General features: G+C 65.1%; 21 protein-coding genes. 10 read left to right on the forward strand and 11 right to left on the reverse strand.

Annotated features, from left to right (window positions below):
- Positions 1 to 67 precede the first annotated feature (67 nt).
- From GGQ64_RS17280 to GGQ64_RS17290, 3 genes are all read right to left on the reverse strand, one after another.
- Complete coding sequence (locus GGQ64_RS17280; protein ID WP_183806560.1) at positions 68 to 514, reverse strand: DUF1810 domain-containing protein; 447 nt, start codon at positions 512 to 514, stop codon at positions 68 to 70.
- A gap of 140 nt (positions 515 to 654) precedes the next feature.
- The gene (locus GGQ64_RS17285; protein ID WP_183806561.1) at positions 655 to 936 is read right to left on the reverse strand and encodes a hypothetical protein; all 282 of its coding nucleotides are present in this window, start codon (positions 934 to 936) and stop codon (positions 655 to 657) included.
- A 52-nt stretch (positions 937 to 988) separates the two neighbouring features.
- A complete protein-coding gene (locus GGQ64_RS17290; protein ID WP_183806562.1) occupies positions 989 to 1,423 on the reverse strand; it encodes a MerR family transcriptional regulator in 435 nt (144 codons plus the stop codon).
- Positions 1,424 to 1,490: 67 nt separating this feature from the next.
- On the opposite strand from GGQ64_RS17290, the gene GGQ64_RS17295 reads away from it, so the two are divergent.
- Complete coding sequence (locus tag GGQ64_RS17295) at positions 1,491 to 3,779, forward strand: heavy metal translocating P-type ATPase (protein WP_183806563.1); 2,289 nt, start codon at positions 1,491 to 1,493, stop codon at positions 3,777 to 3,779.
- 95 nt (positions 3,780 to 3,874) lie between these two features.
- Positions 3,875 to 5,107, forward strand: a complete 1,233-nt coding sequence (locus GGQ64_RS17300) for an ABC transporter substrate-binding protein (RefSeq protein ID WP_246422742.1) — start codon at positions 3,875 to 3,877, stop codon at positions 5,105 to 5,107.
- Between the two features lie 54 nt (positions 5,108 to 5,161).
- On the opposite strand, the gene GGQ64_RS17305 is transcribed toward GGQ64_RS17300, so the two are convergent.
- Both GGQ64_RS17305 and GGQ64_RS17310 read right to left on the reverse strand, forming a co-directional pair.
- Positions 5,162 to 6,064: a DUF1254 domain-containing protein gene (locus GGQ64_RS17305; RefSeq protein WP_343059503.1), complete on the reverse strand. Its 903-nt coding sequence runs from the start codon at positions 6,062 to 6,064 to the stop codon at positions 5,162 to 5,164.
- Between the two features lie 215 nt (positions 6,065 to 6,279).
- Entirely contained in the window at positions 6,280 to 7,104 is an 825-nt protein-coding gene (locus tag GGQ64_RS17310) for a MerR family transcriptional regulator (RefSeq protein ID WP_183806565.1), read from the reverse strand.
- A 204-nt stretch (positions 7,105 to 7,308) separates the two neighbouring features.
- Between GGQ64_RS17310 and GGQ64_RS17315 the strand changes: the two genes are divergently transcribed.
- A complete protein-coding gene (locus tag GGQ64_RS17315; protein ID WP_183806566.1) occupies positions 7,309 to 8,586 on the forward strand; it encodes a 4-aminobutyrate--2-oxoglutarate transaminase in 1,278 nt (425 codons plus the stop codon).
- Positions 8,587 to 8,692: 106 nt separating this feature from the next.
- Positions 8,693 to 10,174, forward strand: a complete 1,482-nt coding sequence (locus tag GGQ64_RS17320; protein WP_183806567.1) for an NAD-dependent succinate-semialdehyde dehydrogenase — start codon at positions 8,693 to 8,695, stop codon at positions 10,172 to 10,174.
- 105 nt (positions 10,175 to 10,279) lie between these two features.
- Here GGQ64_RS17320 and hpaR read toward each other — a convergent pair whose 3' ends face one another.
- The 3 genes from hpaR to GGQ64_RS17335 form a co-directional block, all read right to left on the reverse strand.
- Complete coding sequence (gene hpaR / locus GGQ64_RS17325) at positions 10,280 to 10,780, reverse strand: homoprotocatechuate degradation operon regulator HpaR (RefSeq protein WP_183806568.1); 501 nt, start codon at positions 10,778 to 10,780, stop codon at positions 10,280 to 10,282.
- Between the two features lie 405 nt (positions 10,781 to 11,185).
- Positions 11,186 to 11,827, reverse strand: coding sequence for a maleylacetoacetate isomerase (gene maiA, locus GGQ64_RS17330; protein ID WP_183806569.1), 642 nt, complete (start codon positions 11,825 to 11,827; stop codon positions 11,186 to 11,188).
- Between the two features lie 79 nt (positions 11,828 to 11,906).
- The gene (locus GGQ64_RS17335; RefSeq protein WP_183806570.1) at positions 11,907 to 12,923 is read right to left on the reverse strand and encodes a fumarylacetoacetate hydrolase family protein; all 1,017 of its coding nucleotides are present in this window, start codon (positions 12,921 to 12,923) and stop codon (positions 11,907 to 11,909) included.
- 106 nt (positions 12,924 to 13,029) lie between these two features.
- On the opposite strand from GGQ64_RS17335, the gene GGQ64_RS17340 reads away from it, so the two are divergent.
- Positions 13,030 to 13,590 carry a DUF2585 domain-containing protein gene (locus GGQ64_RS17340; protein WP_246422743.1) on the forward strand — a complete coding sequence of 187 codons (561 nt, stop codon included), beginning with the start codon at positions 13,030 to 13,032 and terminating at the stop codon, positions 13,588 to 13,590.
- 86 nt (positions 13,591 to 13,676) lie between these two features.
- Here the strand turns inward: GGQ64_RS17340 and hmgA are convergent, their stop codons facing one another.
- The 3 genes from hmgA to GGQ64_RS17355 all read right to left on the reverse strand — a co-directional run bounded on the left by hmgA (position 13,677) and on the right by GGQ64_RS17355 (position 16,080).
- Positions 13,677 to 15,038 carry a homogentisate 1,2-dioxygenase gene (hmgA, locus tag GGQ64_RS17345; protein WP_183806572.1) on the reverse strand — a complete coding sequence of 454 codons (1,362 nt, stop codon included), beginning with the start codon at positions 15,036 to 15,038 and terminating at the stop codon, positions 13,677 to 13,679.
- A gap of 137 nt (positions 15,039 to 15,175) precedes the next feature.
- The gene (locus GGQ64_RS17350; RefSeq protein WP_183806573.1) at positions 15,176 to 15,694 is read right to left on the reverse strand and encodes an RES domain-containing protein; all 519 of its coding nucleotides are present in this window, start codon (positions 15,692 to 15,694) and stop codon (positions 15,176 to 15,178) included.
- Positions 15,691 to 16,080 (reverse strand): antitoxin Xre/MbcA/ParS toxin-binding domain-containing protein, encoded by a 390-nt coding sequence (locus GGQ64_RS17355; protein ID WP_183806574.1) that lies wholly within the window; start codon positions 16,078 to 16,080, stop codon positions 15,691 to 15,693. The genes GGQ64_RS17350 and GGQ64_RS17355 overlap by 4 nt, the downstream gene beginning before the upstream one ends.
- 184 nt (positions 16,081 to 16,264) lie before the next feature.
- Here GGQ64_RS17355 and GGQ64_RS17360 point away from each other — a divergent pair, with 184 nt between their 5' ends.
- The 5 genes from GGQ64_RS17360 to GGQ64_RS17380 all read left to right on the forward strand — a co-directional run bounded on the left by GGQ64_RS17360 (position 16,265) and on the right by GGQ64_RS17380 (position 22,205).
- Complete coding sequence (locus GGQ64_RS17360) at positions 16,265 to 16,561, forward strand: WGR domain-containing protein (protein WP_183806575.1); 297 nt, start codon at positions 16,265 to 16,267, stop codon at positions 16,559 to 16,561.
- A 95-nt stretch (positions 16,562 to 16,656) separates the two neighbouring features.
- A complete protein-coding gene (locus tag GGQ64_RS17365; RefSeq protein ID WP_183806576.1) occupies positions 16,657 to 18,366 on the forward strand; it encodes an ABC transporter ATP-binding protein in 1,710 nt (569 codons plus the stop codon).
- 118 nt (positions 18,367 to 18,484) lie between these two features.
- A complete protein-coding gene (locus GGQ64_RS17370; RefSeq protein WP_183806577.1) occupies positions 18,485 to 19,369 on the forward strand; it encodes a helix-turn-helix domain-containing protein in 885 nt (294 codons plus the stop codon).
- 178 nt (positions 19,370 to 19,547) lie between these two features.
- On the forward strand, positions 19,548 to 21,773 hold the full coding sequence (locus GGQ64_RS17375) for a TonB-dependent siderophore receptor (RefSeq protein WP_183806578.1): 2,226 nt from the start codon (positions 19,548 to 19,550) through the stop codon (positions 21,771 to 21,773).
- Positions 21,774 to 22,067: 294 nt separating this feature from the next.
- Positions 22,068 to 22,205 (forward strand): DUF1127 domain-containing protein, encoded by a 138-nt coding sequence (locus GGQ64_RS17380; RefSeq protein ID WP_183806579.1) that lies wholly within the window; start codon positions 22,068 to 22,070, stop codon positions 22,203 to 22,205.
- Positions 22,206 to 22,824: the final 619 nt, after the last annotated feature.

Genomic DNA, 22,824 nt, shown 5'->3' on the forward strand with positions numbered 1-22,824 from the left:
GGTGAGAGATAGGGCGGTGGGACCGAAAATCAGGACCGGGTACCGGCATCGAGCGGGGGCAGCGCTGTCACCACTTCGCAAGCTGCTCCAGCGTGCGGCTATCCTCCTGCCCGCCATAAAAATGCGCGAGCGCCTTCTGGAACAGCGCGGGGTCGTCGGCAACGGCGGCAAACAGCGTCAGAGACGAACGCAGCTTCATGTCGTCCGGCGTTCCCATGATCTGGCGCGCCGAGCGGTCCGGGACCGAAAGCAGCGCCTCCACGCACGCCCTCAGCCGCGGCCCGAGCACCGGATCTTCAAGATAGGCGCGCGCCTCGCCGGCAGAGCGGATCGCATAGCGCTGCGTCATGGGAGACATGCCGAGCCCCTCGACCTGCGGAAAGACGAACCACATCCAGTGGGTCTCCTTCCGTCCCCCTTTCAGTTCTGCCAGCGCCTGCGGATAGATCGCCTCCTGCGCCGCGTGGAAACGGGAAAGGTCGTGGCTTGCAGTGGGTTCCGCGATGGGTTCCATTGTCGTCGCTCCTCTCCGGACAACCGCGATCCGATCAAGCACGGCGGACGTCAAGCAAGCACCGCCCGGCGCCTGGAAAAAAGAACCGGCGGTCCCGCCACTTCGCAAACCGTCATTCCGAAGGCGCGGTGCCCCGCTTGCTATTGCCCGGTCAGGCGGCGCAGCTCCTGCTGCGCCTCTTTAGCCAGCCGATGATCCGGGTGGCGGGCGATGAAGAGTTCCCAGGCCTTCACCGTGTCGGCCCGGCGGGCGGCGTCGAACTCCTCCTGCACGGCGATGTCGGGATCGCGCGCGGGAGCGGCCGCGAACGGCCCGCTCTCGTCCGACGTGTCCGACTGGGCCATAACCGGCGGGGTTGCGCAGCCCGCAATCGCACCCGCAAGTGCCAGCCGCATCGACAGGGTTCCGGATCGCTTTGTCATTCTGCGTGCATAGCCCCCATCCACGGCATCACCAAGGCGGGCATCGCCGCGCTCAGCGGGGCGGCCGGTGGTGGCGCTCGCAGGCGCCGCATTGCGCCAGCGCCTCGATCACCTTGCATTCGGCGATCGTCCCGTGGGTGCAGCTCGAAAGCGTTCGCTCCAGTTCGGCCTCCAGCAGCTTCAGCCGGGCAATCCTCTGGCGCACGTCCTCCAGCTGGCGCCGCGCAATCTCGTCGGCGTCCCGGCACGGCATGTCGGGATGCAGCGACAGATCGATCAGTTGCCGGACGGCCTCGGTGGAAAGGCCGAGATCGCGCGCGTGCAGGATGAAGGCGAGCCTGTCATAGTGGCGCGGGGTATAGCGACGCTGGTTGCCGGCATTGCGTTCCGGCTCCGGCAGCAGCCCGATCGATTCGTAATAGCGGATGGTCTCGACCTTCGAACCGCTGGCTTCGGCGAGCTTGCCGATCGAAAAGACGCGTTCCATGGATATTTCCGCTTGAACCTATAGTGACTACAGGAATTATAGGTGGTGCAGATCAGGGAGATTTGCAATGGACAAGCGCCTTCAGCCCGAGACCGACAGCACCGCCGGACAGGAGCATAAGCACGGTCACGCCCATGCACACGGCGACGGCCATCAGCACGCAGGCGGCTGCTGCGCGGCCGACGAAGCCGGACCAGTTGCGACGGACGAGGCCGAGGTCGGCGACGGCTACCGGCGCTTCCGCATTTCGGGCATGGACTGCGCAAGCTGCGCCAACACCATCAGCACCGCCGTCGGCGGCATGCCCGGCGTCAGGGACGTCCGCGTTTCCGTTCCGCGGGAGATGATGTTCATCGCGATCGACGAGGCCAGGACGCCACTCGACCGGGTGGGCGAGCGGGTCAAAAGCCTCGGCTATGGCGCCGAGCTCCTGGCCGCGGACGCCCCGGCCCCGCGGCCGGTAGCCGTCGCCTGGTGGCGGACGCCCAAGGGCCTGCATGCCATCGTCGGCGGGATCGCGACCGCAGCCGCCTTCGTCATCAATCATATCTGGCCTGTCGCCGGGCATTACCTGTTCATCGCCGCGGCCGTTCTCCTGGCGCTGCCCATCGCGCGCCGCGCCGTAGCCGCAGCGCTTGCAGGCGCGCCCTTCACCATCGAGATGCTGATGACGGTTGCCGTCATCGGTGCGGTCATCATCGGCGAGCCGGCCGAGGCGACGGTGGTCGTCTTCCTGTTTGCGACCGGCGAGGTACTCGAAGGCTACGCCGCCAGCCGCGCCCGCGCCGGGATCGAGGCTTTGGCGTCGCTCGTGCCCGACCGGGCCTTCATCGAGGAGGACGGCGTCGTGCGCGAGGTTGCCGCTGCAAGCATCCGACCCGGCCACGTCGTGCTGGCCCGGCCGGGCGACCATGTGGCGGCGGACGGCACGGTCATCGAAGGCCGCGCGCATCTGGACGAGGCGGCGATCACCGGCGAAAGCATCCCGGTATCGCGCGGGCCCGGCGAGAAGGTCTTCGCCGGCTCGGTCGCGATCGATGCGGCCCTGAAGATCCGCGCGGAGAAGTCGGCGGCCGACAACACCATCGCCCGCATGGTCGCATTGGTCGAGGAGGCGCAGGATGCAAAGGCCCCCGCACAGCGCTTCATCGACAGTTTCTCGCGGATCTACACCCCGCTGATCGCAGCCCTCGGGCTGCTGGTCGCTATCGTCCCGCCCCTCTTTCTCGGCGGCGAATGGCACACCTGGATCTATCGCGGGCTGGCGCTGCTGCTGATCGGCTGCCCCTGTGCGCTCGTCATATCCGTCCCCGCCGCCGTCGCCTCCGCGCTGGCGACGGCAGCACGCGCCGGCATCCTTGCCAAGGGCGGCGTCATCCTGGAAACGCTGGCGAAGGCGGAAGTCGTCGCTTTCGACAAGACCGGCACGCTGACCCGCGGCCGGCCGGCGGTGACCGACGTACATGCCACGGATGGCACGGTGGAAGACCTGCTGGCGCTGGCGGCGGCGATCGAGGCCGGCTCGAGCCATCCCCTGGCGGAGGCCATCGTCGCCGAGGCGCAGACCCGCAAGCTCACGCCGGCTCCGGCATCGGAGATCAGGGCGCTCGCAGGACGCGGCGTCAGCGGATCGGTCGCCGGACGGACGATCTTCATCGGCGCACCGCGCTTTGCCGCCGAGGAAGGCACGATCGGCACAGCACTCACTGAGAAGATCGCAGCCTTCGAGCAGGCCGGCAACACCATCGCCGTGGTCGTCGCCGACAAGGTCGGCGTCGGCGCGATCGCGCTGCGCGACGAACCGCGCGACGATGCGCGCGCGGGCATCGCCGCGCTGAAGGCGCTCGGGGTCCGCACACTGATGCTCTCCGGCGACAATCCCGCGACCGCCGCCGCCATCGGCCGCTCTCTGTCGATCGACGACGCCCGCGGTGGCCTGCTGCCGGCCGACAAGGTCGATGCGATCCGCAAGCTGTCCAAAGAGCGCGGCACGGTGATGGTCGGCGACGGCATCAACGACGCGGCGGCGCTCGCGGCGGCGAGCGTGGGCATGGCGATGGGATCGGGCACCGGCCTTGCCCGGGAGACGGCGGGCGTCGCGTTGATGGGCAACCGCCTGGCCGATGTCGCCCGCGCGATCGCGCTCGGACGGGCGACGATGGCCAACATCCGCCAGAACGTCGCCATTGCGCTCGGGCTGAAGGCCGTTTTCCTGGTGACCACCATTCTCGGCATCACGGGCCTCTGGATCGCCGTCTTCGCCGATACCGGGGCCACGGTGCTGGTGACGCTGAACGCCATGCGGCTGCTCCTGCCGCCGGCAGGCGCGGCCTCCGGGCGGGGTGCTTCGACGTGAGAGGCGGGCCGCAGACCGCGTTTCAGTGATGGTCGATAGGCCGCCCGGGTGATAGAATTCGCCCCGCAGATCCATTGCGAAATGGAGGGGCGACAATGAAGCGAATGCCGGGCATGCGGGCGCCGAAGCTGCTCGCGTTGTCGACGATGGTTCTCCTCGCATCCCTTGCCGTGGCTGCGGCATCACCACCGTCCGAAATCGTGGCGGCGGCGCGCAGGGAGGGCCGGCTCATCGTCGTCGCCTTGCCCCGCGACTGGTGCGACTACGGCCGCATCATCGACGGCTTCGAGCAGAAGTACGGCCTGGTGGTCGACGAACGCGCTCCGGAGGCATCGTCGGAGCAGGTCCTCGACGCGATCCGCGCTGGCCGCGACGAGGACGACGCAAGTGCACCGGATGTCATCGACGTCGGCCTGTCCTTCGCAGTGGCGGCGAAGAAGGAGGGCCTCCTGCAGCCCTACAGGATATCCACCTGGGGTTCGGTTCCGGGCGACGCCAGGGACGCCGACGGATACTGGTATGGCGGCTACTACGGCGTGCTCGCGTTCGCCGTCAATACCGACCGCGTTCCGCGGCTGCCGACAGACTGGGCCGATCTCGCCTCGGCCGAATTCAGGGGTTCAGTCGGCATCGCCGGCGACATCGGCTCGAACCAGACGATCCAGACCGTGCTGGCCGCGGGCCTGTCGGCAACGAACGGGCGGATGGACGAGGCAGCGCAACGGGGACTGGCGTTTTTTGCCGAATTGCACAGGATCGGCAACTTCGTGCCCATCATCGGAAACGCCGCAAGCCTTGCCGACGGACGCACACCCATCCTCATCCGCTGGGATTATCTCGCTCTCGGCGACCGCGATGCCTTGAGGGACAAGGCCCGCATCGAGGTGGTCAGGCCGCGCACGGGCCGTCTCGCCGGAATCTACGCCCAGGCCATCAGCGCCTTCGCAAGGCATCCCTCCGCCGCGCGGCTCTGGATGGAGCATCTCTACTCGGACGAGGCGCAACTCTTCATGCTCGGGGGCGGATGTCAGCCGATCCGCCTCAGCGCCCTGATGCACGAGGGGAAGGTGCCCGCGAGCCTGCAGCGGGACCTGCCGACACTCAACGACGAGCAGGGCGGAGGTCGGAGCGAGCCGTTATTCCCGACGATCGAGGAACTGGAACGGGCAAGAGACATCATCATGAAGGGGTGGGAGGGCATCGTCGGCGTCACGATCGAATGCCAGCCGGCCGAAGAGCCCGACCCCGGCCCGATTTCGCAGCAGGGGACGGGCACGCAACTGGCTGCACGCCCGTTGCAGTGCCCCGGCGGGCCATCGGTCCAATAGAACCGTTCGTTGCTGCCGGTTCGGACGGGGGCTGCAACCGACGGCTTCCCGCCCTCAGCGGACCTGTTGCGCCTCGGGGAACTGCCAGCTTCCGTCCAGGATCGCCGCCTGCGGCTGGTAGAGGCGGACCAGGTAGTTCCAGCCTTCGGGAGTCGGCAGGCAATTTACGCTCTGGGTGTCGCAGCCGCCGAACTGGACCTTGACGGTCCCGTCTCCCTCCTTGGCGGCCGTCAGGTTGTTGAGGGAATAGGCATTGAGCGCGTTCGGCACGAAGAAGCCCTGGGCGTTGTAGACGCTGATGGACCAGAAGCCGTCGACCGGCACGTCCCTCACGCTCAGCCGATAGACGGTGCGGCCGTCATTATGCCGCGGCGTGACGTTCAGGTAGATGGCCTCCTTGTCCGGATTGCCGCCCCACCCGGCCGCCGTCCCGATCAGGTGCCGGATCGGATCGACCTCGCTTCTGCTGCCGAAAGCGTGGCGCAGGTCGGGCAGGGTCGTGTTCAGCACCAGCAGGGCGTCGCGGATCTTCTTCTGGCTCACCTTGTCCCAATCCGGAATCTCGAAGTGCCCGGGTTCCGCCTGTTCCACCGCAATGGCATCCTGCAGCGCATGGGCGGCCCTCAGGTCGGCAGGCTGCTGCGGATCCACGAGCGTGCGCACGGCCACCAGCATGTAGCGCGTGCCGATCTGCTCCCTGGTGAAGGTATGGCTGCCCTTGCCGTGGGCGATGAAGGGTACGTAGTGGTCCTCGTCGATGACCATCAGCGACATGAAGCGCGTCCCGGCATCCGGCATCGAGACGGTCACGGGGCCGGCGTCGAGATCGAAGACGCCGGACGAGTACAGCGTATCGCGATTGCTGCGGATCACGGTCTGCCGGTCGATCGGCATCATCTCGCGGCGGTGCTGCAGCTTGCCGAACGCGCCGCCGGCGGCCTCAACGGCGAAATACATGTCCGACTCCGCCCGCGTGAAGTTGTCGGGCGTCACCGGGACGGCTTCGGCAGCCCGCCCCGCGCTTGGAAGACATCCGAAGGCGAACGCCATGGACAGTGCGAATGCTGGCAACCTGTGCGTCATTACGAGCCCCCTCGACGATCGCTCTGTGGAATTCGGCAAATCTGGCGTGTAAACTAGGACTCGCTGCCATGATTTCGAGTAGGCCGCGATCAGAACGTCGGCGGCGTGTTGATCCAGATCAGCACCGTCTCGCCATCGTGGCGGTTGCGCCAGGAATGGTGGCGGCGGCTGTCGAAGTAGATGGAATCGCCAGGCCCCAGATCATGGAACTCGTCGCCGTCGAGCACCATCTCGAACCGGCCGGAAAGCACGTGGATGAATTCCTCGCCTTCATGGCGATAGGCGCCGTCGCTGGAGGCTCCCGGAGACAGAAGGAAGCGGTGGCAGTCCATCATGTTGCGGCCGTCGGCCAGCACCTGCACGACGACGCCCGGCGACGTCTCCGGCCAGAAATTCCACTCGCCGGCACGCACGACGCTGCGCTGCTCCACGTCATCCTCGCCGGAGAGCTTCGAGACGGTCGTGCCGTAGTACTCGGCAAGGTCGTGCATCACGCGAAACGTCACCCCTTGCGAGGTGCGCTCGAAGGTGGACAGGACCGAGGTGGCAATGCCGATGTCGCCTGCGACCTGCTCCAGCGTCTTGCCGGCGGCGTGCCGCAATGCCCTGAACTTGCGCCCGACCCCTTGCGCCGCGTCGCCCTCGACAGAGGGTGTGGAAACGGCGTCCGATGCCGCATCCTCCGCCTCCAGTGCCTCGCGGATCGCGGCCGGATTGAGCCCGCGCGCGGCACGATACCAGGAGATCTTCTTCAGCCGCGCCACGTCGTCGGCGCTGTATTGTCGATGGCCGGTCTCCGACCGTCCCGGCACCACCAGACCCTGGCTTTCCCAAAGCCGCAACGTCGAAGCGGAAACGCCGGCAAGCCGCGCGGCTTCCGCCACCTTGTAGTGAACCGTTTCCGGATCGCTCATGCCAATGAACCCTGATTCTTGTGTTATTCTCGCCGTTATAGCAGCTTGCGGGCCTCCGGCGCGCCATGCCTGTTCCATCAGGACGCAGACCCTCGCCCGCCCGAAAATTCCCGTTGCAATCCTACAGAAAAAATGTAGGTATTGCATATGTTCTTGCAGAAAAAATGCAAGATATAAAGCCCTCCAGCGTCAGGACTCCGCAAGATGACCGCGACATCCCTCACCGACCGCAAGAATGCAGCCATCTCCCGCGGCGTTGGCATGACCACGCAGATCTACGCCGATCGCGCAGAAAACGCGGAGATCTGGGACAAGGAAGGCAATCGCTACATCGACTTCGCCGCCGGCATCGCCGTTGTCAACACCGGCCACCGGCATCCGCGCGTCATCGAGGCCGTCAAGGCGCAGCTCGACCGCTTCACCCACACCTGCCACCAGGTCGTCCCCTACGAGAACTACGTCGAGCTCGCCGAGCGGCTGAACCAGCTCGTCCCCGGCAACTTCGCCAAGAAGACGATCTTCGTCACCACCGGCGCCGAAGCCGTGGAGAACGCCGTCAAGATCGCCCGCGCCGCCACGGGCCGACAGGCGGTCGTCGCCTTCGGCGGCGCTTTCCATGGCCGTACCTTCATGGGCATGGCGCTGACCGGCAAGGTCGTCCCCTACAAGGTCGGCTTCGGCGCGATGCCGGCCGACGTCTTCCACGTGCCCTTCCCCGTCGAACTGCAGGGCACCACGGCCGATCAGTCGATCGCAGCCCTGAAGAAGCTGTTTGCCGCCGATGTCGATCCGAACCGTGTCGCCGCGATCATCATCGAGCCGGTACAGGGCGAAGGCGGTTTCTACCCAGCCCAGACCGCCTTCCTGAAGCAGATCCGCGAGATCTGCGACCAGCACGGCATCCTCCTGATCGCCGACGAGGTCCAGACCGGCTTTGCCCGCACCGGCAAGCTGTTCGCCATGGAGCACCACGGCGTCGTGGCCGACCTGACGACGATGGCGAAGGGACTTGGCGGCGGCTTCCCCATCGCGGCCGTCACCGGCCGCGCCGAGATCATGGACGCGCCGGGCCCCGGCGGCCTCGGCGGCACCTATGCCGGCAATCCGCTGGGTGTCGCAGCTGCCCACGCCGTTCTCGACGTCATCAAGGACGAGGACCTCTGCAACCGCGCGACTAGCCTCGGCAACCGCCTCAAGCAGCGCCTCGAATCGCTGCGCGAGAAGGTTCCGGAAATCATCGACATCCGCGGCCCCGGTTTCATGAACGCCGTCGAGTTCAACGACGCCAAGACCAAGCTGCCGAGCGCGGACTTCGCCAACAAGGTCCGGCTGAAAGCGCTGGAGAAGGGCCTGATCCTGCTGACCTGCGGCGTGCACGGCAACGTCATCCGCTTCCTCGCACCACTGACGGTCCAGGACGAGGTCTTCGCCGAGGCGCTCGATATCATCGAGGCCTCGCTGCTGGAGGCCCGCGCCGCCTGAGGCGACGCGAGCATCCGTTCAAATCATCGCTGGCAACACGGCAGGTGGCGACGCCCGGGCGTATGCGTCCGGGCGCAGCCTGCGCTTTACCCGAAGGAAAAGTGAAATGGCCTTCCACGACGCCCTCACCAAGCATCTGACCTCGACCGAGCTCCTGCGCGACCGCGGCTATGTCGACGGGAACTGGACTGGCGGCAACGGCACGGCCACCTTTGACGTCCTCAACCCGGCCACCGGCGAAAAACTGGCGACGCTGCCGGAGATGGGCGCGACCGAGACCTCTGCTGCCATCGACGCCGCCCACAAGGCGCAGCCGGCATGGGCCGCGCGCCCCGCCAAGGAGCGGAGTGCCATCCTGCGCAGATGGCATGACCTGATGGTTACCAATGCCGACGAACTCGCGGCGATCCTGACGGCGGAGATGGGCAAGCCGCTGGCGGATGCGAAGGGCGAGATCCTCTATGCCGCGTCCTATGTCGAGTGGTACGCGGAAGAGGCCAAGCGCATCAACGGCGAGACGATCCCAGCCCCTTCCGCAGACAAGCGCATGCTCGTCATCAGGCAGCCGGTCGGGGTCGTCGGCACGATCACGCCGTGGAATTTCCCCGCAGCCATGATCGCGCGGAAGGTGGCGCCGGCCCTCGCCGTCGGCTGCACGGTGGTCTCCAAGCCGGCCGAGCAGACGCCGCTTTCGGCGATCGCGCTGGCGGTCCTGGCGGAGAAGGCAGGCGTTCCCGCCGGCGTCTTCAACGTCGTCCTCGGCACCGACGGACCGGCGATCGGCAAGGAGCTCTGCTTCAACCCGAAGGTCCGCAAGATCTCGTTCACCGGCTCCACCGAAGTCGGCCGTATCCTGATGCGCCAGTGCGCCGACCAGATCAAGAAGGTCAGTCTCGAGCTCGGCGGCAACGCGCCTTTCATCGTCTTCGACGATGCCGATATCGACGCCGCCGTCGACGGCGCGCTCACTTCGAAGTATCGCAATGCCGGCCAGACCTGCGTCTGCGCCAACCGGATCTATGTCCAATCGAACGTCTATGACGCCTTCGCCGAAAAGCTCGCAGCCAAAGTGAAGCAGCTTTCGGTCGGCAGCGGCTTCGACAAGGGCGTCTCGATCGGTCCGCTGATCGAGGAAGCAGCGATCGAGAAGGTCGAGGCGCACATCGCCGACGCCGTCTCCAGGGGTGCCAAGATCCTATCCGGCGGCAAGCGCTTTGCCGGGGAAGGGACCTTCTTCCAGCCGACGATCCTGACCGGCGTCGACCGCACCATGAAGGTGGCGCGCGAGGAGACCTTCGGGCCGGTCGCGCCGCTGTTCCGCTTCGGCACCGTCGACGACGTGATCGCGCAGGCCAACGACACCGAGTTCGGGCTCGCGGCATACTTCTTTGCTGAAGACCTGAAGAAGGTCTGGAAGGTAGCGGAGGCGCTGGAATACGGCATGGTCGGCATCAACACCGGCCTGATTTCCTCGGAGGCCGCCCCCTTCGGCGGCATCAAGCAATCAGGGCTGGGGCGCGAAGGCTCACACCACGGCGCCGACGACTATCTGGAGATGAAGTATCTCTGCATGGGCAACCTCGCCTGACGCGGGCACAAGGCTTGCGACCTCCGACGCCCGGGTCCCTGGATCCGGGCGCCTTCGCATCCGCCCTTTTCGATCGGCAGCCGGAGAATGCCGCGCAGGCGGAGGCTATTCCTCGGCGATGAACGGCTCGTCGCTCTTCAGGAGGGCCATGTCGTTCAGCAGGTCGATCAGGTGCTCGACGCGCTCCTTGCCGTAGCGCGCCTCGATGTGATCGTAGATCGCGCAGCTGTCGGGGGTCACGGTGTTGATGATCTCCAGCCCGGCCGGCGCGATCTTCAGGAGCACCCGGCGGCCGTCGTCCTGGTCCTTGTGGCGGGTGATGAAGCCACGCTCCTCCAGCGACTTGATCATCCGCGTCAGGCTGGGAGCCAGGATGAACGTCTTTTCCGCCACTTCCGATGCGTCGAGCACATCGGCTTCGGCAAGGACACGGATCACGCGCCACTGCTGCTCGGTCACGTCGTACTTTACCAGCATCGGCCTGAAATGGCTCATCACCGCCTCGCGCGCCCTCAGGAGCGCGATCGGCAGCGAACGACGAGTGTTGCGCGGCAACAGATGGTCGTCTGCAACGGGATATTGGTAGGCCTGGTTCGTTTCGCTCATAGGTCGTCTATCCAGGATTTTGCGCCAAAGGGCAATCTCTTCGCCTCAAGGCGCGACAAACGGCGCGCCATAGCGTCCGGCGCGTTGTCGATCGGGCCACCAGGGTCGCGTCACGCTCCCCGACTGGAAGTCGCTTCGCAAGACGAGCAACGACAGATGTCGAGTACACGTGGGGGAAAAACGACGCCGAAATCGACGTCCGCACTGTCCGCGAAATTTGTATGATTGCGCGGAAATCACGCGCTCTGCCCCAACATAAGGAAGACGGGCCTCACTGCGGCTCTATTCGCGCCGGTTGACACTTTTGTGAACATATTCACTTCTGACCGCAGCGCGCCGCCGAAGGACCACGCAGGCGGCCGGTTTTCCGCATGTTCGAGCTGCCGGCAACAATCCTTCCACGCGCTATTGCGGCTTCACGCTGTCGGGGTGGGCCGCCTGGAACGCCGGCAGCGCGTTGCAGGCCGCGGCGATGCGGCGAATGTGGGAGAATCTGGAGAGGTCCACGCCCCAGCGCTCGGCATTATAGACCTGCGGAACGAGGCAGAAATCCGCCATGGACGGCGTGTCGCCATGGCAGAACGTCCCGGTGCGCGGATCGTCCAGCATGCGCTCGACCGCCGACAGGCCCTCGCCGATGAACTTCCCCATCCAGTCCGTGCGCGCGGCCTCCCCTCGCCCCGTCAGCTCCATGACGTGGCCGACCACGCCGAGATTGCAGACCGGGTGGATGTCCATGGCGATCGCATAGGCGAGCGCTCTTGTCCGCTGGCGGCCGGGCGGATCGGCCGGCAGGAAGCCGCCAGCACCACGGGTCTCGGCAAGATATTCGATGATCGAAAGCGACTGGGTCAGCATCAGCCCGTCGATCTCGAGCACTGGTACGAGACCCTGCGGATTGCGGCCCAGGTGCCCGGGCGCCTTGTGCGCGCCCGTCAGCAGATTGACGGGGACAGTGCGGTATCCGAGGTCAAGGCTGTTCAGGGCGATGCGGACGCGATAGCTCGCCGACGATCGCCAGTAGTCGTAGAGAACGATCTCATCCATCTGCGTCTTTCCGAAAATTGCCGCCGTGGACCGCTCCGCCCCGCGCCTGCCGCGCCCGAAGCGGTCCCCCGGCGTGCCGTCATGCCGGTTCGGGGCGCTTCACCGTCTGCTCGATGGCACCGAAGACCGAATGTCCGGCCTTGTCCCTCATCTCGATCCGGACCGTGTCGCCGAACTTCATGAACGGGGTCTTGGGCGCTCCGGTTTCGATCGTCTCGATCGTGCGCAGCTCGGCGATGCAGGAATATCCCTGGCCCCCGTCCCAGACAGGCTTGCCGGGTCCGCCGTCCAGCTTGTTGGAGACGGTTCCCGAACCGATGACGGAGCCGGCAGCCAGCGGACGCGTCCGTGCCGCATGCGCCACGAGCTGGCCGAAGTCGAAGGTCATGTCGACGCCGGCGTCAACGCGGCCGAACGGCTTGCCGTTAAGCGACACCAGCAGCGGCAGATGCACCTTGCCACCATCCCAGGCTTCGCCCAGCTCGTCGGGCGTCACGGCCACCGGCGAAAAGGCGGAAGACGGTTTTGACTGAAAGAAGCCGAAACCCTTGGCGAGTTCGCCTGGGATGAGGCCGCGCAGCGAGACGTCGTTGACCAGCATGACGAGCCGGATTGCCGCGCGAGCCTCCTCGACGCCGGCGCCCATGGCCACGTCGTCGACGATGACGGCAACCTCGCCTTCCATGTCGATGCCGTAGGCCTCGTCGGCCATCACGATGGGATCGCGAGGGCCGAGGAAGCTGTCCGAACCGCCCTGGTACATCAGCGGATCGGTCCAGAAGCTTTCCGGCATCTCCGCGTTGCGCGCCTTGCGCACCAGTTCGACGTGGTTGACGTAGGCCGAGCCGTCAGCCCACTGATAGGCCCGCGGCAGCGGCGAGGCCGCCTCGTGCTCATGGAAACGCATGGTGGGCTGCGATCCGGTCTCGATCCCCTCGGCCACGAGGGCAAGCCGGGGGCCGGCATGGGCCCAGTCGTCCAACGCCGATTGCAGCGTGCGGGCGATGTGGCCCACCTCCGAGCAGCGCGTCAGGTCCCTGGAGACGACAACCAGCCTGCCGTCGCGCGTACTGTCCTTCAATGTCGCGAGTTTCATGCTTCCTCCCTTGATCTTGTCTTTGCCGGCGCCGTCGTGGCATCGTCGCGCCGATACGATTCTGTATCCTTCACCGCACTCCGAGCCAGCCAGGAAAGCCACTCGCTTGAACCGGACCCTCCCCAAACCGGTCGCCGTCGCCGCGGCGGCCATCGCAGCTACGGCCGTGGTCCTGCATTTGATGGGACGAATCTGGATCTGTAAATGCGGCTATGTAAAGCTCTGGCACGGCGTCGTCGTTTCCTCCGAGAATTCGCAGCACCTTTCGGACTGGTACACGCCGAGCCACATCATCCACGGCATCCTGTTCTATGCGCTGTTCACCTGGCTGATGCCGCGGGCGAGCATCGCCACGCGCCTGACCTTCGCGCTTGTCGTTGAATGCGCCTGGGAAATCTTCGAGAACACCAGCTTCATCATCAATCGCTACCGGGAAGCGACGATCTCGCTCGACTATTTCGGCGACAGCATCATCAATTCGGCGGCCGACATCGCGGCCATGGTGATCGGCTTCTTCCTTGCAGCCCGCCTGCCGGTCTGGGCCAGCATCGCCATCATCGTCTTCTTCGAGGCACTGACGACCTATCTCATCCGTGACGGGCTCGCCCTGAACATCCTGATGCTGGTCTGGCCGCTCGAGGCGGTCAAGGCATGGCAGGGCGGCTAAAGCCCTCTTGGATCGCTCCCCTCCCTTGGATCGCTCCCCTCCCTCGACGAGGCCCGACATAAGAGCTTTGGGCGAACCGCCTGCCACTACTTGACGCCGGGCGTGCCGTTGAAACGGCGCTCGAGACCGTCCCAGCATTCGATGTAGCTGTCCTGCAGCGTCTCCAGTTCTGCTGCGAATTTGGTCAGTTGCTGCGGGAAGCGGGTCTCGAACATGAAGGCCATGGTGTGGTCCAGCTTGACCGGCTTCAGTTCGACGCTCGATGCCTTGTCGAAGCCGGTGGCGTCCGGGCCGTGCGGCAGCATCATGTTGTGCAGGCTCATGCCGCCGGGAACGAAGCCCTGCTCCTTGGCGTCGTACTGCCCGTGGATCAGTCCCATGAACTCGCTCATGATGTTGCGGTGGTACCAGGGCGGACGGAAGGTGTGCTCGGCAACCAGCCAGCGCGGCGGGAAGATGACGAAGTCGATGTTCGCCGTTCCCTCCTCGCCCGATGGCGCCGTCAGCACCGTGAAGATCGACGGGTCGGGATGATCGAAGAGAATGGCGCCCACCGGCGAGTAGGTCCTCAGATCGTATTTGAACGGCGCGTAGTTGCCGTGCCAGGCGACGACATCGAGCGGCGAGTGGCCGATCTCGGTGACGTAGAACCTGCCGCACCATTTCACGTGCACCTTGCACGGCGTCTCCTTGTCCTCGAAGGCGGCGACCGGGGTCTTGAAGTCGCGCGGGTTGGCCAGGCAATTCGCGCCGATCGGCCCGCGGTCGGGAAGCATGAATTTCGCGCCGTAGTTCTCGCAGACATAGCCGCGCCAACTGTCGCCCTCACCGATGCGGGCGACCTTGAACATCATCCCGCGCGGGATCAGGCAGATCTCCAGTGGCTCGACGTCGATGATGCCCATCTCCGTGAACACCCGGACGGCGCCCAGTTGCGGCACGACGAGCAGTTCGCCGTCGGCGTCGAAGAAATAGTCGTCGACCATGTCGGCGTTGAAGACATAGGCGTGCGCGGCCATGCCCGTCTGGGTCAGCGCGTCGCCGGCCGAGGTCATCGTGCGGATGCCCTCGATGAAATTCAGCGTCTCCGCCGGCGCGGGCAACGGGTCCCAGCGCAACTGGCCGAGCGGCAGCGAATGATCGTCCAGGCAAGGCGCCGTCTTCCAGAACGGATAGCTCGCATTGGAGAAACGGCGCGTGTGGCGGACGGAGGGGCGGATGCGGTAAAGCCAGGACCGCTCGTTCGTACCGCGCGGGGCGGTGAACGGCGAGCCGGAAAGCTGCTCGGCATAGAGGCCGTAGTTGCAGCGCTGGGGGCTGTTCTGCCCCTGCGGCAGAGCGCCGGGAAGCGACTCCGTCTCGAAGTCGTTGCCGAAGCCGGGCATGTATCTCGGTGTATTCGACGTCGTCGCGCCTTCGGCGACCGCCTCATGGGCCTTGTCCAGCATGGCGTCCACCTCCTCCGCAAACGGCCAATCCAGCATTGGTTACAGACGTAACTGTCGATTATGTAACTATCAAGCAACGTGCGCGCGCAGGTCCGGCGGCCATGCGGGAAACCTGCGATCTGCAGGCCTGCCTTGCGTTACTTCCAGGAAAGCTGGTCCTTCGGCAGGCGCCCGCTGGGATCGAAGACCGCAACGCGGTGCGGCAGGTCCGGTCCCCAGTTCCAGAGGACGAGGTTGCGGTCGCTTTCGTCGGCGCCGGGCGCAAAGCTCGGCACGACGATGCCGGCGACGTTGCGCGCCGCGAGACGGTCATGGACGGCCCAGGACGCCGGCCTCCTGCCCTCGGCGAGCGCCATGGCCCAGGCGCAGGCGATCTCGTCCAAGGCGACACCGGCCGACAGACGGCCCTCAGGCGTGGAGAGGTCGGCAATGTCCTCGCAATCGATGTCGTAGGAGCAGAGGACGCACGGGTCGATGCGATGGGCAAAGCCCTGGTTGGCTTCCTTTATCGCCGTCATGACACTGAGACCGAGGTAGAGCGCCGGCACCCCGCGCGGATTGAACCGGGCGCCCCGGATCGCCGCACCCTCCCCCGATATCGGCTTGAACGACCAGCGTGGGTCATGCGCCCGATAGGCCGTACCGACAAACCTCACGCAAATCCACCGAGCGCGACATGGTCGAGATAGTCGCGCACGGCTGCGGCCTTGCCGTCCTTCACCAGTGCCTCGGCGGTCCGCCCGCCGAAGGCAGCGATCGGCTGTGCGCGGTACCAGGCCATGGCCTGTTCCTTGCCGCCCGCCCACTCGCTGACCCGGCTGATGATCTCCAGCATCTCGCGCAGCCGCCCTTGCGTCTTGGCACCGCGGCTGCGCTCGGCGCGGTAGAGCGTCTCGCGGGCAAGGCCCGCCGTCTCCGCCAGCTGGCTCTTCGACATGCCAAAACCGTCCGCGACCTCGTCGGCTGCGATCTTTCCGCCAGGCCCCATATAGGAGAGCACCAGCGGCGCGTTGTCCTGCCGGATCTTCACTGCCTGAACCATGCCACCACCGCCATATCAATTGCCATCTTTTCAATGCGGAATATATGGCATGATGGCCCGATCCACAAGGGCGGGGGGCGCCCTCAGCATGACACCCGCAATCATCACAAGGATGAATCGGTCGGCACCAACCGATTCAAACCTTTCATTGGACGATCGATTCGCCGTCCGCGAGACTCCTCGCATGAACGAAACGACCACGCCCCCGAACGACACCATCGTCCTGCGCCGCATCGACCCGGCCCGAAACATGGCACGCTACTATGCACTCACGCTCGAGCCCACATTGTTCGGGGAGGTCGCCGTCATGCGCCACTGGGGGCGGATCGGGACCCGCGGTCGCAGCAAGTCCTGCTTTCTCGGGCCGATGGAGGCCGCCCGCACGGCACTTCGCCGCCAGGCCGAGAGGAAGAGACGCCGCGGATACGGGACGGCTGACCTCTCATCCTTTCCCTACCTGCCGGAACCGCTTTCACCGTAGTGTGACATCGGCATCGCATAACGGGCTTCCAAAAGGCGGCGTCAGCCTATAGTTGACGGCGAAACTCCGATTTTTTCGTCAGGACCGACGCCCTCATGCTCGCACGCTTCTTTTCCTATTATGCTCCCTACAAGAAGCTGTTCGTGCTGGATTTCGGCTGCGCGGTCCTGGCCGGACTGCTTGAACTCGGCTTTCCGCTGGCGATCAAGTTCTTCATCGACGACCTGCTGCCCGGCCAGAACTGGGGGCTGATCCTCGGCTGCGCGGCGATCCTGCTCGGGATCTACGTCACCAATGCGGGCCTGATGGCGATCGTCACCTACTGGGGCCATGCGCTCGGCATCAGCATCGAGACCGACATGCGCCGCAGTGCCTTCGACCACCTGCAGAAACTGTCCTTCTCCTATTACGACGAGCACCAGACCGGGCACATCATCACCCATGTCACCAAGGACCTGGAGGAGGTCGGCGAGGTCGCCCACCACGGGCCGGAGGACCTGTTCATCGCCATCATGACCTTCATCGGCGCGTTTGCGCTGATGTTCATGGTGCATCCGCCGCTGGCGCTGATGACCCTCGTGATCGTTCCCTTTATGGCCTGGCTCGTCAGCCGCTACGGCGCACGCATGACGCGCAACTGGCAGCGCCTGTTCGGCCAGATCGGCGATTTCAACACGCGCGTCGCCGAGAGCGTCGGCGGCATCCGGGTGGTCAAGGCCTTCGCCAACGAAGACCACGAGCGCATGCTGTTCTCGAAGAACAACGAGAACTACCGCAGGACCAAGCTCAACGCCTATGCCTACATGACCGCCAGCATCGCGATGAGCTATCTCGGCACGCGTCTCGTGCAACTGGTCGTCATGGTGGCGGGAACCTGGTACGTCATGCAGGGGAGCCTCAGCTATGGCGGCCTCGTCAGCTTCATTCTGCTGATCGACGTCTTCTTCCGCCCGATCGACAAGATCACCTCCGTGCTGGAGAGCTATCCGAAGGGCATAGCCGGCTTTCGCCGCTTCACCAGCCTGATCGACACCGCACCCGACATTGCCGACAGCCCCGACGCGATTGCCGTCGAAAGCCTTTCCGGCGATATCGTCTACCGCAACGTCAGCTTCGGCTACCGTGACGGCCGGCGCGTGCTCGATCGCCTGGACCTGACGATCCGGCAGGGCGAATCGGTCGCCTTCGTCGGCGCATCGGGCGCGGGCAAGACCACCATCTGCTCGCTGCTGCCACGCTTCTACGAGGTCGAGGACGGCAGCATCACCATCGGCGGCATCGACATCCGCAAGATGACGCAGACGTCGCTGCGCGCACAGATCGGCATCGTCCAGCAGGACGTCTTCCTCTTCGGCGGCTCGATCCGCGACAACATCTCATACGGCAGGCTCGATGCGTCCGATGAAGAGATCATGGACGCGGTGCGGCGGGCAAGGCTCGAAGACTTGGTCGCCACGCTTCCGGAGGGCCTCGACACGGTGGTCGGCGAGCGCGGCGTGAAGCTTTCCGGCGGGCAGAAGCAGCGGCTCGCGATCGCCCGGATCTTCCTCAAGAACCCGCCGATCCTGATCCTCGACGAGGCCACGTCTGCTCTCGACACGGTGACGGAACAGGCGATCCAGCGGTCGCTGGCGGAACTGTCGAAGGGGCGCACGACGCTCATCATCGCCCATCGCCTTGCGACCATCCGCAACGCCGACCGCATCGTCGTCATCGACGAAGGCGGCATCGTCGAGCAGGGCGGCCCCCAGGAACTGCAAAGCAGCGGCGGCATCTACTCGCGCCTGCTGCGCGCGCAGTCCTAGCCGGGCGGTGGCAACCGGTTGCAATGTCCGGTGCGCTGCGCTATCAAAACATGACTAAAGTAGACAAGTTTTACAGCAAGGCATCCGGGGAGGCATGCCTGATCGATCGGACGGGGCCATGACCTTTCAGCCGCGCATGCACAACAAGATCAGCGGGTTCAATGTCGTCGGCGGCCTGCAGAGGCGCCAATGGAACGGCATCGTCGCGGACCTCTGGGAGGTGGAGTGCGCCCCGGATGCGGGCGGCTTCTATGTCGGCGAGGATCCCCGCGTCTTCATCATGCTCGAGGCCCGCGGCGGCGGCAATTGCAACCTCAAAGTATCGCCGCAGGAAAGAGGCGTCGTCCAGAACTACCACAGCCAGGCCATTTCCTACGTGCCGGCCGGAATGGAATTGTGGGCCGAAGTGATCGACCTCAGTTTCGTCCGCCACCTCGACCTGCATTTCGACATCGAGGTGCTCCAGCGTCGGCTGATGGAGGATTTCGACGCCCGGCCGATCGAAACGCCGCGGCTGATGTTCGAAGATCCGCGGATCATGGCGCTGGCGCAGTTGATCGCGGCCGAATGCGCCAATCCCCAGCCCCTGCACGACCTCTACGGGGACGGGCTGTCGCTGGGTCTCATCATCGACCTGATGAAGGTCAATCGGGCCGAGCCGCGCAAGCGCAGCCAGCTCGCCAACTGGCAACTGCGCCGTGCGGTCGACTATGTCGAGGAGAATTGCCTGCGCAGCATCCGGCTCGAGGAACTCGCCTCCCTCACCGGCCTGTCGCAGTCCCATTTCAGCCATGCCTTCAAGGCCTCCACCGGGATCGCCCCGCATCAATGGCAGATGAAGGCGAGGCTCGAGCGGGCCAAGGAGTTGTTGCTCAAGCCGCAGGCGACGCTGACCACGATCGCCGCCGAAACCGGCTTTGCCGATCAGGCCCATTTCACGCGCGTGTTCCGCAAGGCGGTCGGGATCACGCCGGCGCGCTGGCGAAAAATGAAGCTCGGCTGAGCGTAGCCCGCTCCGCAACCGCACAATTGCGGCAAAGCTGTGTGCACCGCGAAAAAGTGCCAAGAACGTTCAATTTTCACCGATGGGAACAAGCACCCCGGATTAAGTTGATATAACTGCTCATGTTAACAGCCGCGCACATCGGCGGCCGTTTTCAGGCAGTGGGGACAAACGGACTATGGCGAACCAAGGCGTCTATTCGGCGGGAATCCGTCTCAAGAGGATTTTGAGCGGCAGCGTCGCATTGGCGACCGTCCTGGCGGCCGGCGCCACATGGGCGCAGGAACAGGATGCGACGCGCCTTGCGCCCGTCATCGTCGAGGGCGCCGGCGGGGCGACCAGTGCGGCGACCGGCCCGGTCGACGGCTACGTCGCCAAGGAAACGACCACCGGTTCCAAGACCGACACACCCCTTTCGCAGATCCCCCAGTCGGTCTCCGTGATCGGGCGCGAGGAGATCGATGATCGAGGCGCCATCAACAAGGTCGACGAGATCCTGCGCTACACGCCGGGCGTCACCACCCAGCCCTTCGGCGTCGATGCCGATACCGACTGGTTCTACATCCGCGGCTTCGATGCGACCCAGACCGGCGTCTTCCTCGACGGACTGAACCTGTTCAGCTACGGCTTCGGCGGTTTCCAGATCGATCCCTTCATGCTCGAGCGCGTCGAGGTGCTGAAGGGCCCCGCGTCGGTGCTCTACGGCGGCTCGAGCCCGGGCGGCATCGTCAACATGGTCAGCAAGCGCCCGACGGGCGAAACCTCGGCCTACGTCGAGACCGGGATCAACAGCAATGCCAACGGCTTTGCAGGCTTCGACGTCAACGGCATCCTCAACGAGGGCGTCAACTACCGCATCACCGGCAAGGTGTCCGGCGGGGAGAACTACACGGACTTCTCCAACGACCTGCGCGGCTTCATCATGCCGCAGGTCACCATCGAGCGGGACGATGCGACGAGCCTGACGGTCTACGGCCTGCTGCAAGGCCTGGACCAGCGGCACACCGGCGGCAGCTTCCTGCCCTATATCGGCACGGTCGAGCCCGCTTCCTTCGGCAAGATCGACCGCAAGGCCTTCTTCGGCGAGCCCGACATCGACACCGGTACCTACGTCCAGCAGATGCTCGGCTACGAGTTCAAGCACGAGTTCGACAACGGCTGGACGTTCAGCCAGAACCTGCGCTACGGCCACCTCTACAAGCACGAGGACGGGCCCTACACCTATGGCTACTACGATCCCGACGCGGTCTTCCCCGACCCGTCCTACGTGAACGCCCCGGTCACGCCGGACAACCTGCTCTATCGCCTCGGCTTCGAGCACACCTCCAAGGTCGACACCTTCGCGGTCGACAACCGCGTCGAGGGCGAGTTCGACACTGGCGCGCTCAATCACACGATGCTCATCGGGCTCGACTACAAGTACTACAGGCTCGACCAGGAGCAGGCCTCCTCGGCGGCCACGCCGATCAGCGCCACTGACCCGATCTACGGCGTGCCGCAGCCGCCGAATGCGGTCTACATCAACCAGGTGACCACGCAGCAGCAGCTTGGCGTCTACGCCCAGGACCAGATCCGCTTCGGCGATGGCTGGATCGTCACCCTGAACGGCCGCTACGACTACGTCGACACCAAGACGGAGAACGGGCCCACCTTCTGGGATCCGGCCCAAAACTCGACGTTCGACTACAACGAGAGCGCGCTCAGCGGCCGCGCCGGGCTCGCCTATGAGTTTGCCAACGGCGTGACACCCTATGTGAGCGCCTCGACCTTCTTCAACCCGATCGTCGCGGTAACCCTGACGGGCAACACCAAGCCCGAGGAAGGCGACCAGTTCGAGGCGGGCGTCAAGTACGAGCCGACCTTCCTCGACGGGGTTCTGACCGCATCGGTCTACCAACTCACCAAGCAGAATGTCGTCGTGACCGACCCGCTGACCATGCTCTCCAGCCAGATGGGCGAAGTGCGTTCGCGCGGGATCGAGCTGGAAGGCAAGTTCAACCTCAGCGAAAGCTGGAAGCTGATTGCCGGGCTCGAATTCATCGACCTCGAGATCACCGAAGACGCAAACACCGCGCTGATCGGCAACACGCCCTACCTCATCCCGGACAAGCAGGCCACGCTCTGGCTGGACTATACCGTCCAGGACGGGGCGTTCGAAGGCGTCAGCCTCGGCGCCGGCATGCGCTATCGCGGCGAGAGCTGGGCCGACAACGAGAACACGGCGAAGGTGGCCGCAGCCACTGTCTTCGACGCCGGCATCCGCTACGAGAAAAACGACTGGGGCGCGGCCCTCAACGTCTCCAACGTGTTCGACAAGGAATATGTCAGCGGCTGCGGCGGCATCCTCGTCTGCGGCTACGGCGACGCCCGCACGATCACCTTCAAGCTCAGCAAGACGTGGTGAGCCGGCGGAGCCCTCCGCCAGCCAACGACGATCGCACGAACGGGGAGAAGCTGCGGCTTCTCCCCTTTTTTGTCCGGATTGCCCCACGGAGCCGCGTGGCGATCTGCGGCGCCGGATCGTCGCTCCGTTGCGCTTATTTTCCATTCGCACTGCAACAAAATTGTGCATCGCACCCCAACTGCCGTCGCCCTGTGCGAGGGTAGGCAAATTTGCATGCCTATCCTGCAGGCTTATGCCTTCTTAGTGTGCGCGGAATTGCCCATATGAGTGGCATCGAAAGAATGGAGAAAAAAGATGAACATTCGTCAGAAGATCAAGGACTTTGCCGCCCGCCGCAAGGCTATCCGTGAACTGCACATGCTCGACGACCATACCCTGGCCGATATCGGTATCTCGCGTTCGCAGATCCGCTCCGCGGTTGTCGGCCGCTAAGCGTCATTGACGCTGTCCATCGGCGATCGGCCACGCCGGTCCGCCGATCGTGCCCGGGTCACCATCCGGGCGACGCCGATCAGGCCCGCAGTTCGGGCCTCGGCAGCAGGGCGCGGCAACCGGCCACGAAGCCCAACTCCCCAGCATGCAGCAATCGTCAGTTCGGCGGGTCGTGACCTTCGGTCGCCATCCGCTTTCTGCATTTCCGCGTGAGGGTCGACAGCGTCGGCCGGACCATAGTCGGCGCGACATCGGACGGCGGCTCGCCTCGACGCCCATGCGCTGGCCTCTCCCGGCCCGACGAGGCGCGAAAGGATGCGGCAATCCATACAGCGATGAGACGCGCGCATCGGATGGAGCGAGTCCATCCAGCCCCGGCGAACAACGGCCCGCGCCTTCGATGCGGCTAAATATGCAATGAGACACCCCCAAAAAACGAAAAGCCTGCCGCGGGAGGAGGTGCGGCAGGCTTTCCAAAAGAACCGAACAACAGCTGGGAGGAGGAGTGCTGTTGTTCTTCGCAAAAACCCCTGGGAGGAGGAGTGGGGTCTTCGCGACCTCGAAGCTCTGCGGGAGGAGGTGCATTGCTTCGATGAAGTTGACTATACGCGACTCTCGC

The sequence above is a fragment of the Mycoplana azooxidifex genome, from assembly GCF_014196765.1.
Taxonomy (GTDB): Bacteria; Pseudomonadota; Alphaproteobacteria; order Rhizobiales; family Rhizobiaceae; genus Mycoplana; species Mycoplana azooxidifex.

Bases quoted from the DNA above. Each gene is read 5' to 3' on its own strand.
- GGQ64_RS17280 (WP_183806560.1), bottom strand. From the start codon at position 514: ATGGAACCCATCGCGGAACCCACTGCAAGCCACGACCTTTCCCGTTTC.
- GGQ64_RS17285 (WP_183806561.1), bottom strand. From the start codon at position 936: ATGACAAAGCGATCCGGAACCCTGTCGATGCGGCTGGCACTTGCGGGT.
- GGQ64_RS17290 (WP_183806562.1), bottom strand. From the start codon at position 1,423: ATGGAACGCGTCTTTTCGATCGGCAAGCTCGCCGAAGCCAGCGGTTCG.
- GGQ64_RS17295 (WP_183806563.1), top strand. From the start codon at position 1,491: ATGGACAAGCGCCTTCAGCCCGAGACCGACAGCACCGCCGGACAGGAG.
- GGQ64_RS17300 (WP_246422742.1), top strand. From the start codon at position 3,875: ATGAAGCGAATGCCGGGCATGCGGGCGCCGAAGCTGCTCGCGTTGTCG.
- GGQ64_RS17305 (WP_343059503.1), bottom strand. From the start codon at position 6,064: ATGTATTTCGCCGTTGAGGCCGCCGGCGGCGCGTTCGGCAAGCTGCAG.
- GGQ64_RS17310 (WP_183806565.1), bottom strand. From the start codon at position 7,104: ATGAGCGATCCGGAAACGGTTCACTACAAGGTGGCGGAAGCCGCGCGG.
- GGQ64_RS17315 (WP_183806566.1), top strand. From the start codon at position 7,309: ATGACCGCGACATCCCTCACCGACCGCAAGAATGCAGCCATCTCCCGC.
- GGQ64_RS17320 (WP_183806567.1), top strand. From the start codon at position 8,693: ATGGCCTTCCACGACGCCCTCACCAAGCATCTGACCTCGACCGAGCTC.
- hpaR (WP_183806568.1), bottom strand. From the start codon at position 10,780: ATGAGCGAAACGAACCAGGCCTACCAATATCCCGTTGCAGACGACCAT.
- maiA (WP_183806569.1), bottom strand. From the start codon at position 11,827: ATGGATGAGATCGTTCTCTACGACTACTGGCGATCGTCGGCGAGCTAT.
- GGQ64_RS17335 (WP_183806570.1), bottom strand. From the start codon at position 12,923: ATGAAACTCGCGACATTGAAGGACAGTACGCGCGACGGCAGGCTGGTT.
- hmgA (WP_183806572.1), bottom strand. From the start codon at position 15,038: ATGCTGGACAAGGCCCATGAGGCGGTCGCCGAAGGCGCGACGACGTCG.
- GGQ64_RS17355 (WP_183806574.1), bottom strand. From the start codon at position 16,080: ATGGTTCAGGCAGTGAAGATCCGGCAGGACAACGCGCCGCTGGTGCTC.
- GGQ64_RS17360 (WP_183806575.1), top strand. From the start codon at position 16,265: ATGAACGAAACGACCACGCCCCCGAACGACACCATCGTCCTGCGCCGC.
- GGQ64_RS17365 (WP_183806576.1), top strand. From the start codon at position 16,657: ATGCTCGCACGCTTCTTTTCCTATTATGCTCCCTACAAGAAGCTGTTC.
- GGQ64_RS17370 (WP_183806577.1), top strand. From the start codon at position 18,485: ATGACCTTTCAGCCGCGCATGCACAACAAGATCAGCGGGTTCAATGTC.
- GGQ64_RS17375 (WP_183806578.1), top strand. From the start codon at position 19,548: ATGGCGAACCAAGGCGTCTATTCGGCGGGAATCCGTCTCAAGAGGATT.
- GGQ64_RS17380 (WP_183806579.1), top strand. From the start codon at position 22,068: ATGAACATTCGTCAGAAGATCAAGGACTTTGCCGCCCGCCGCAAGGCT.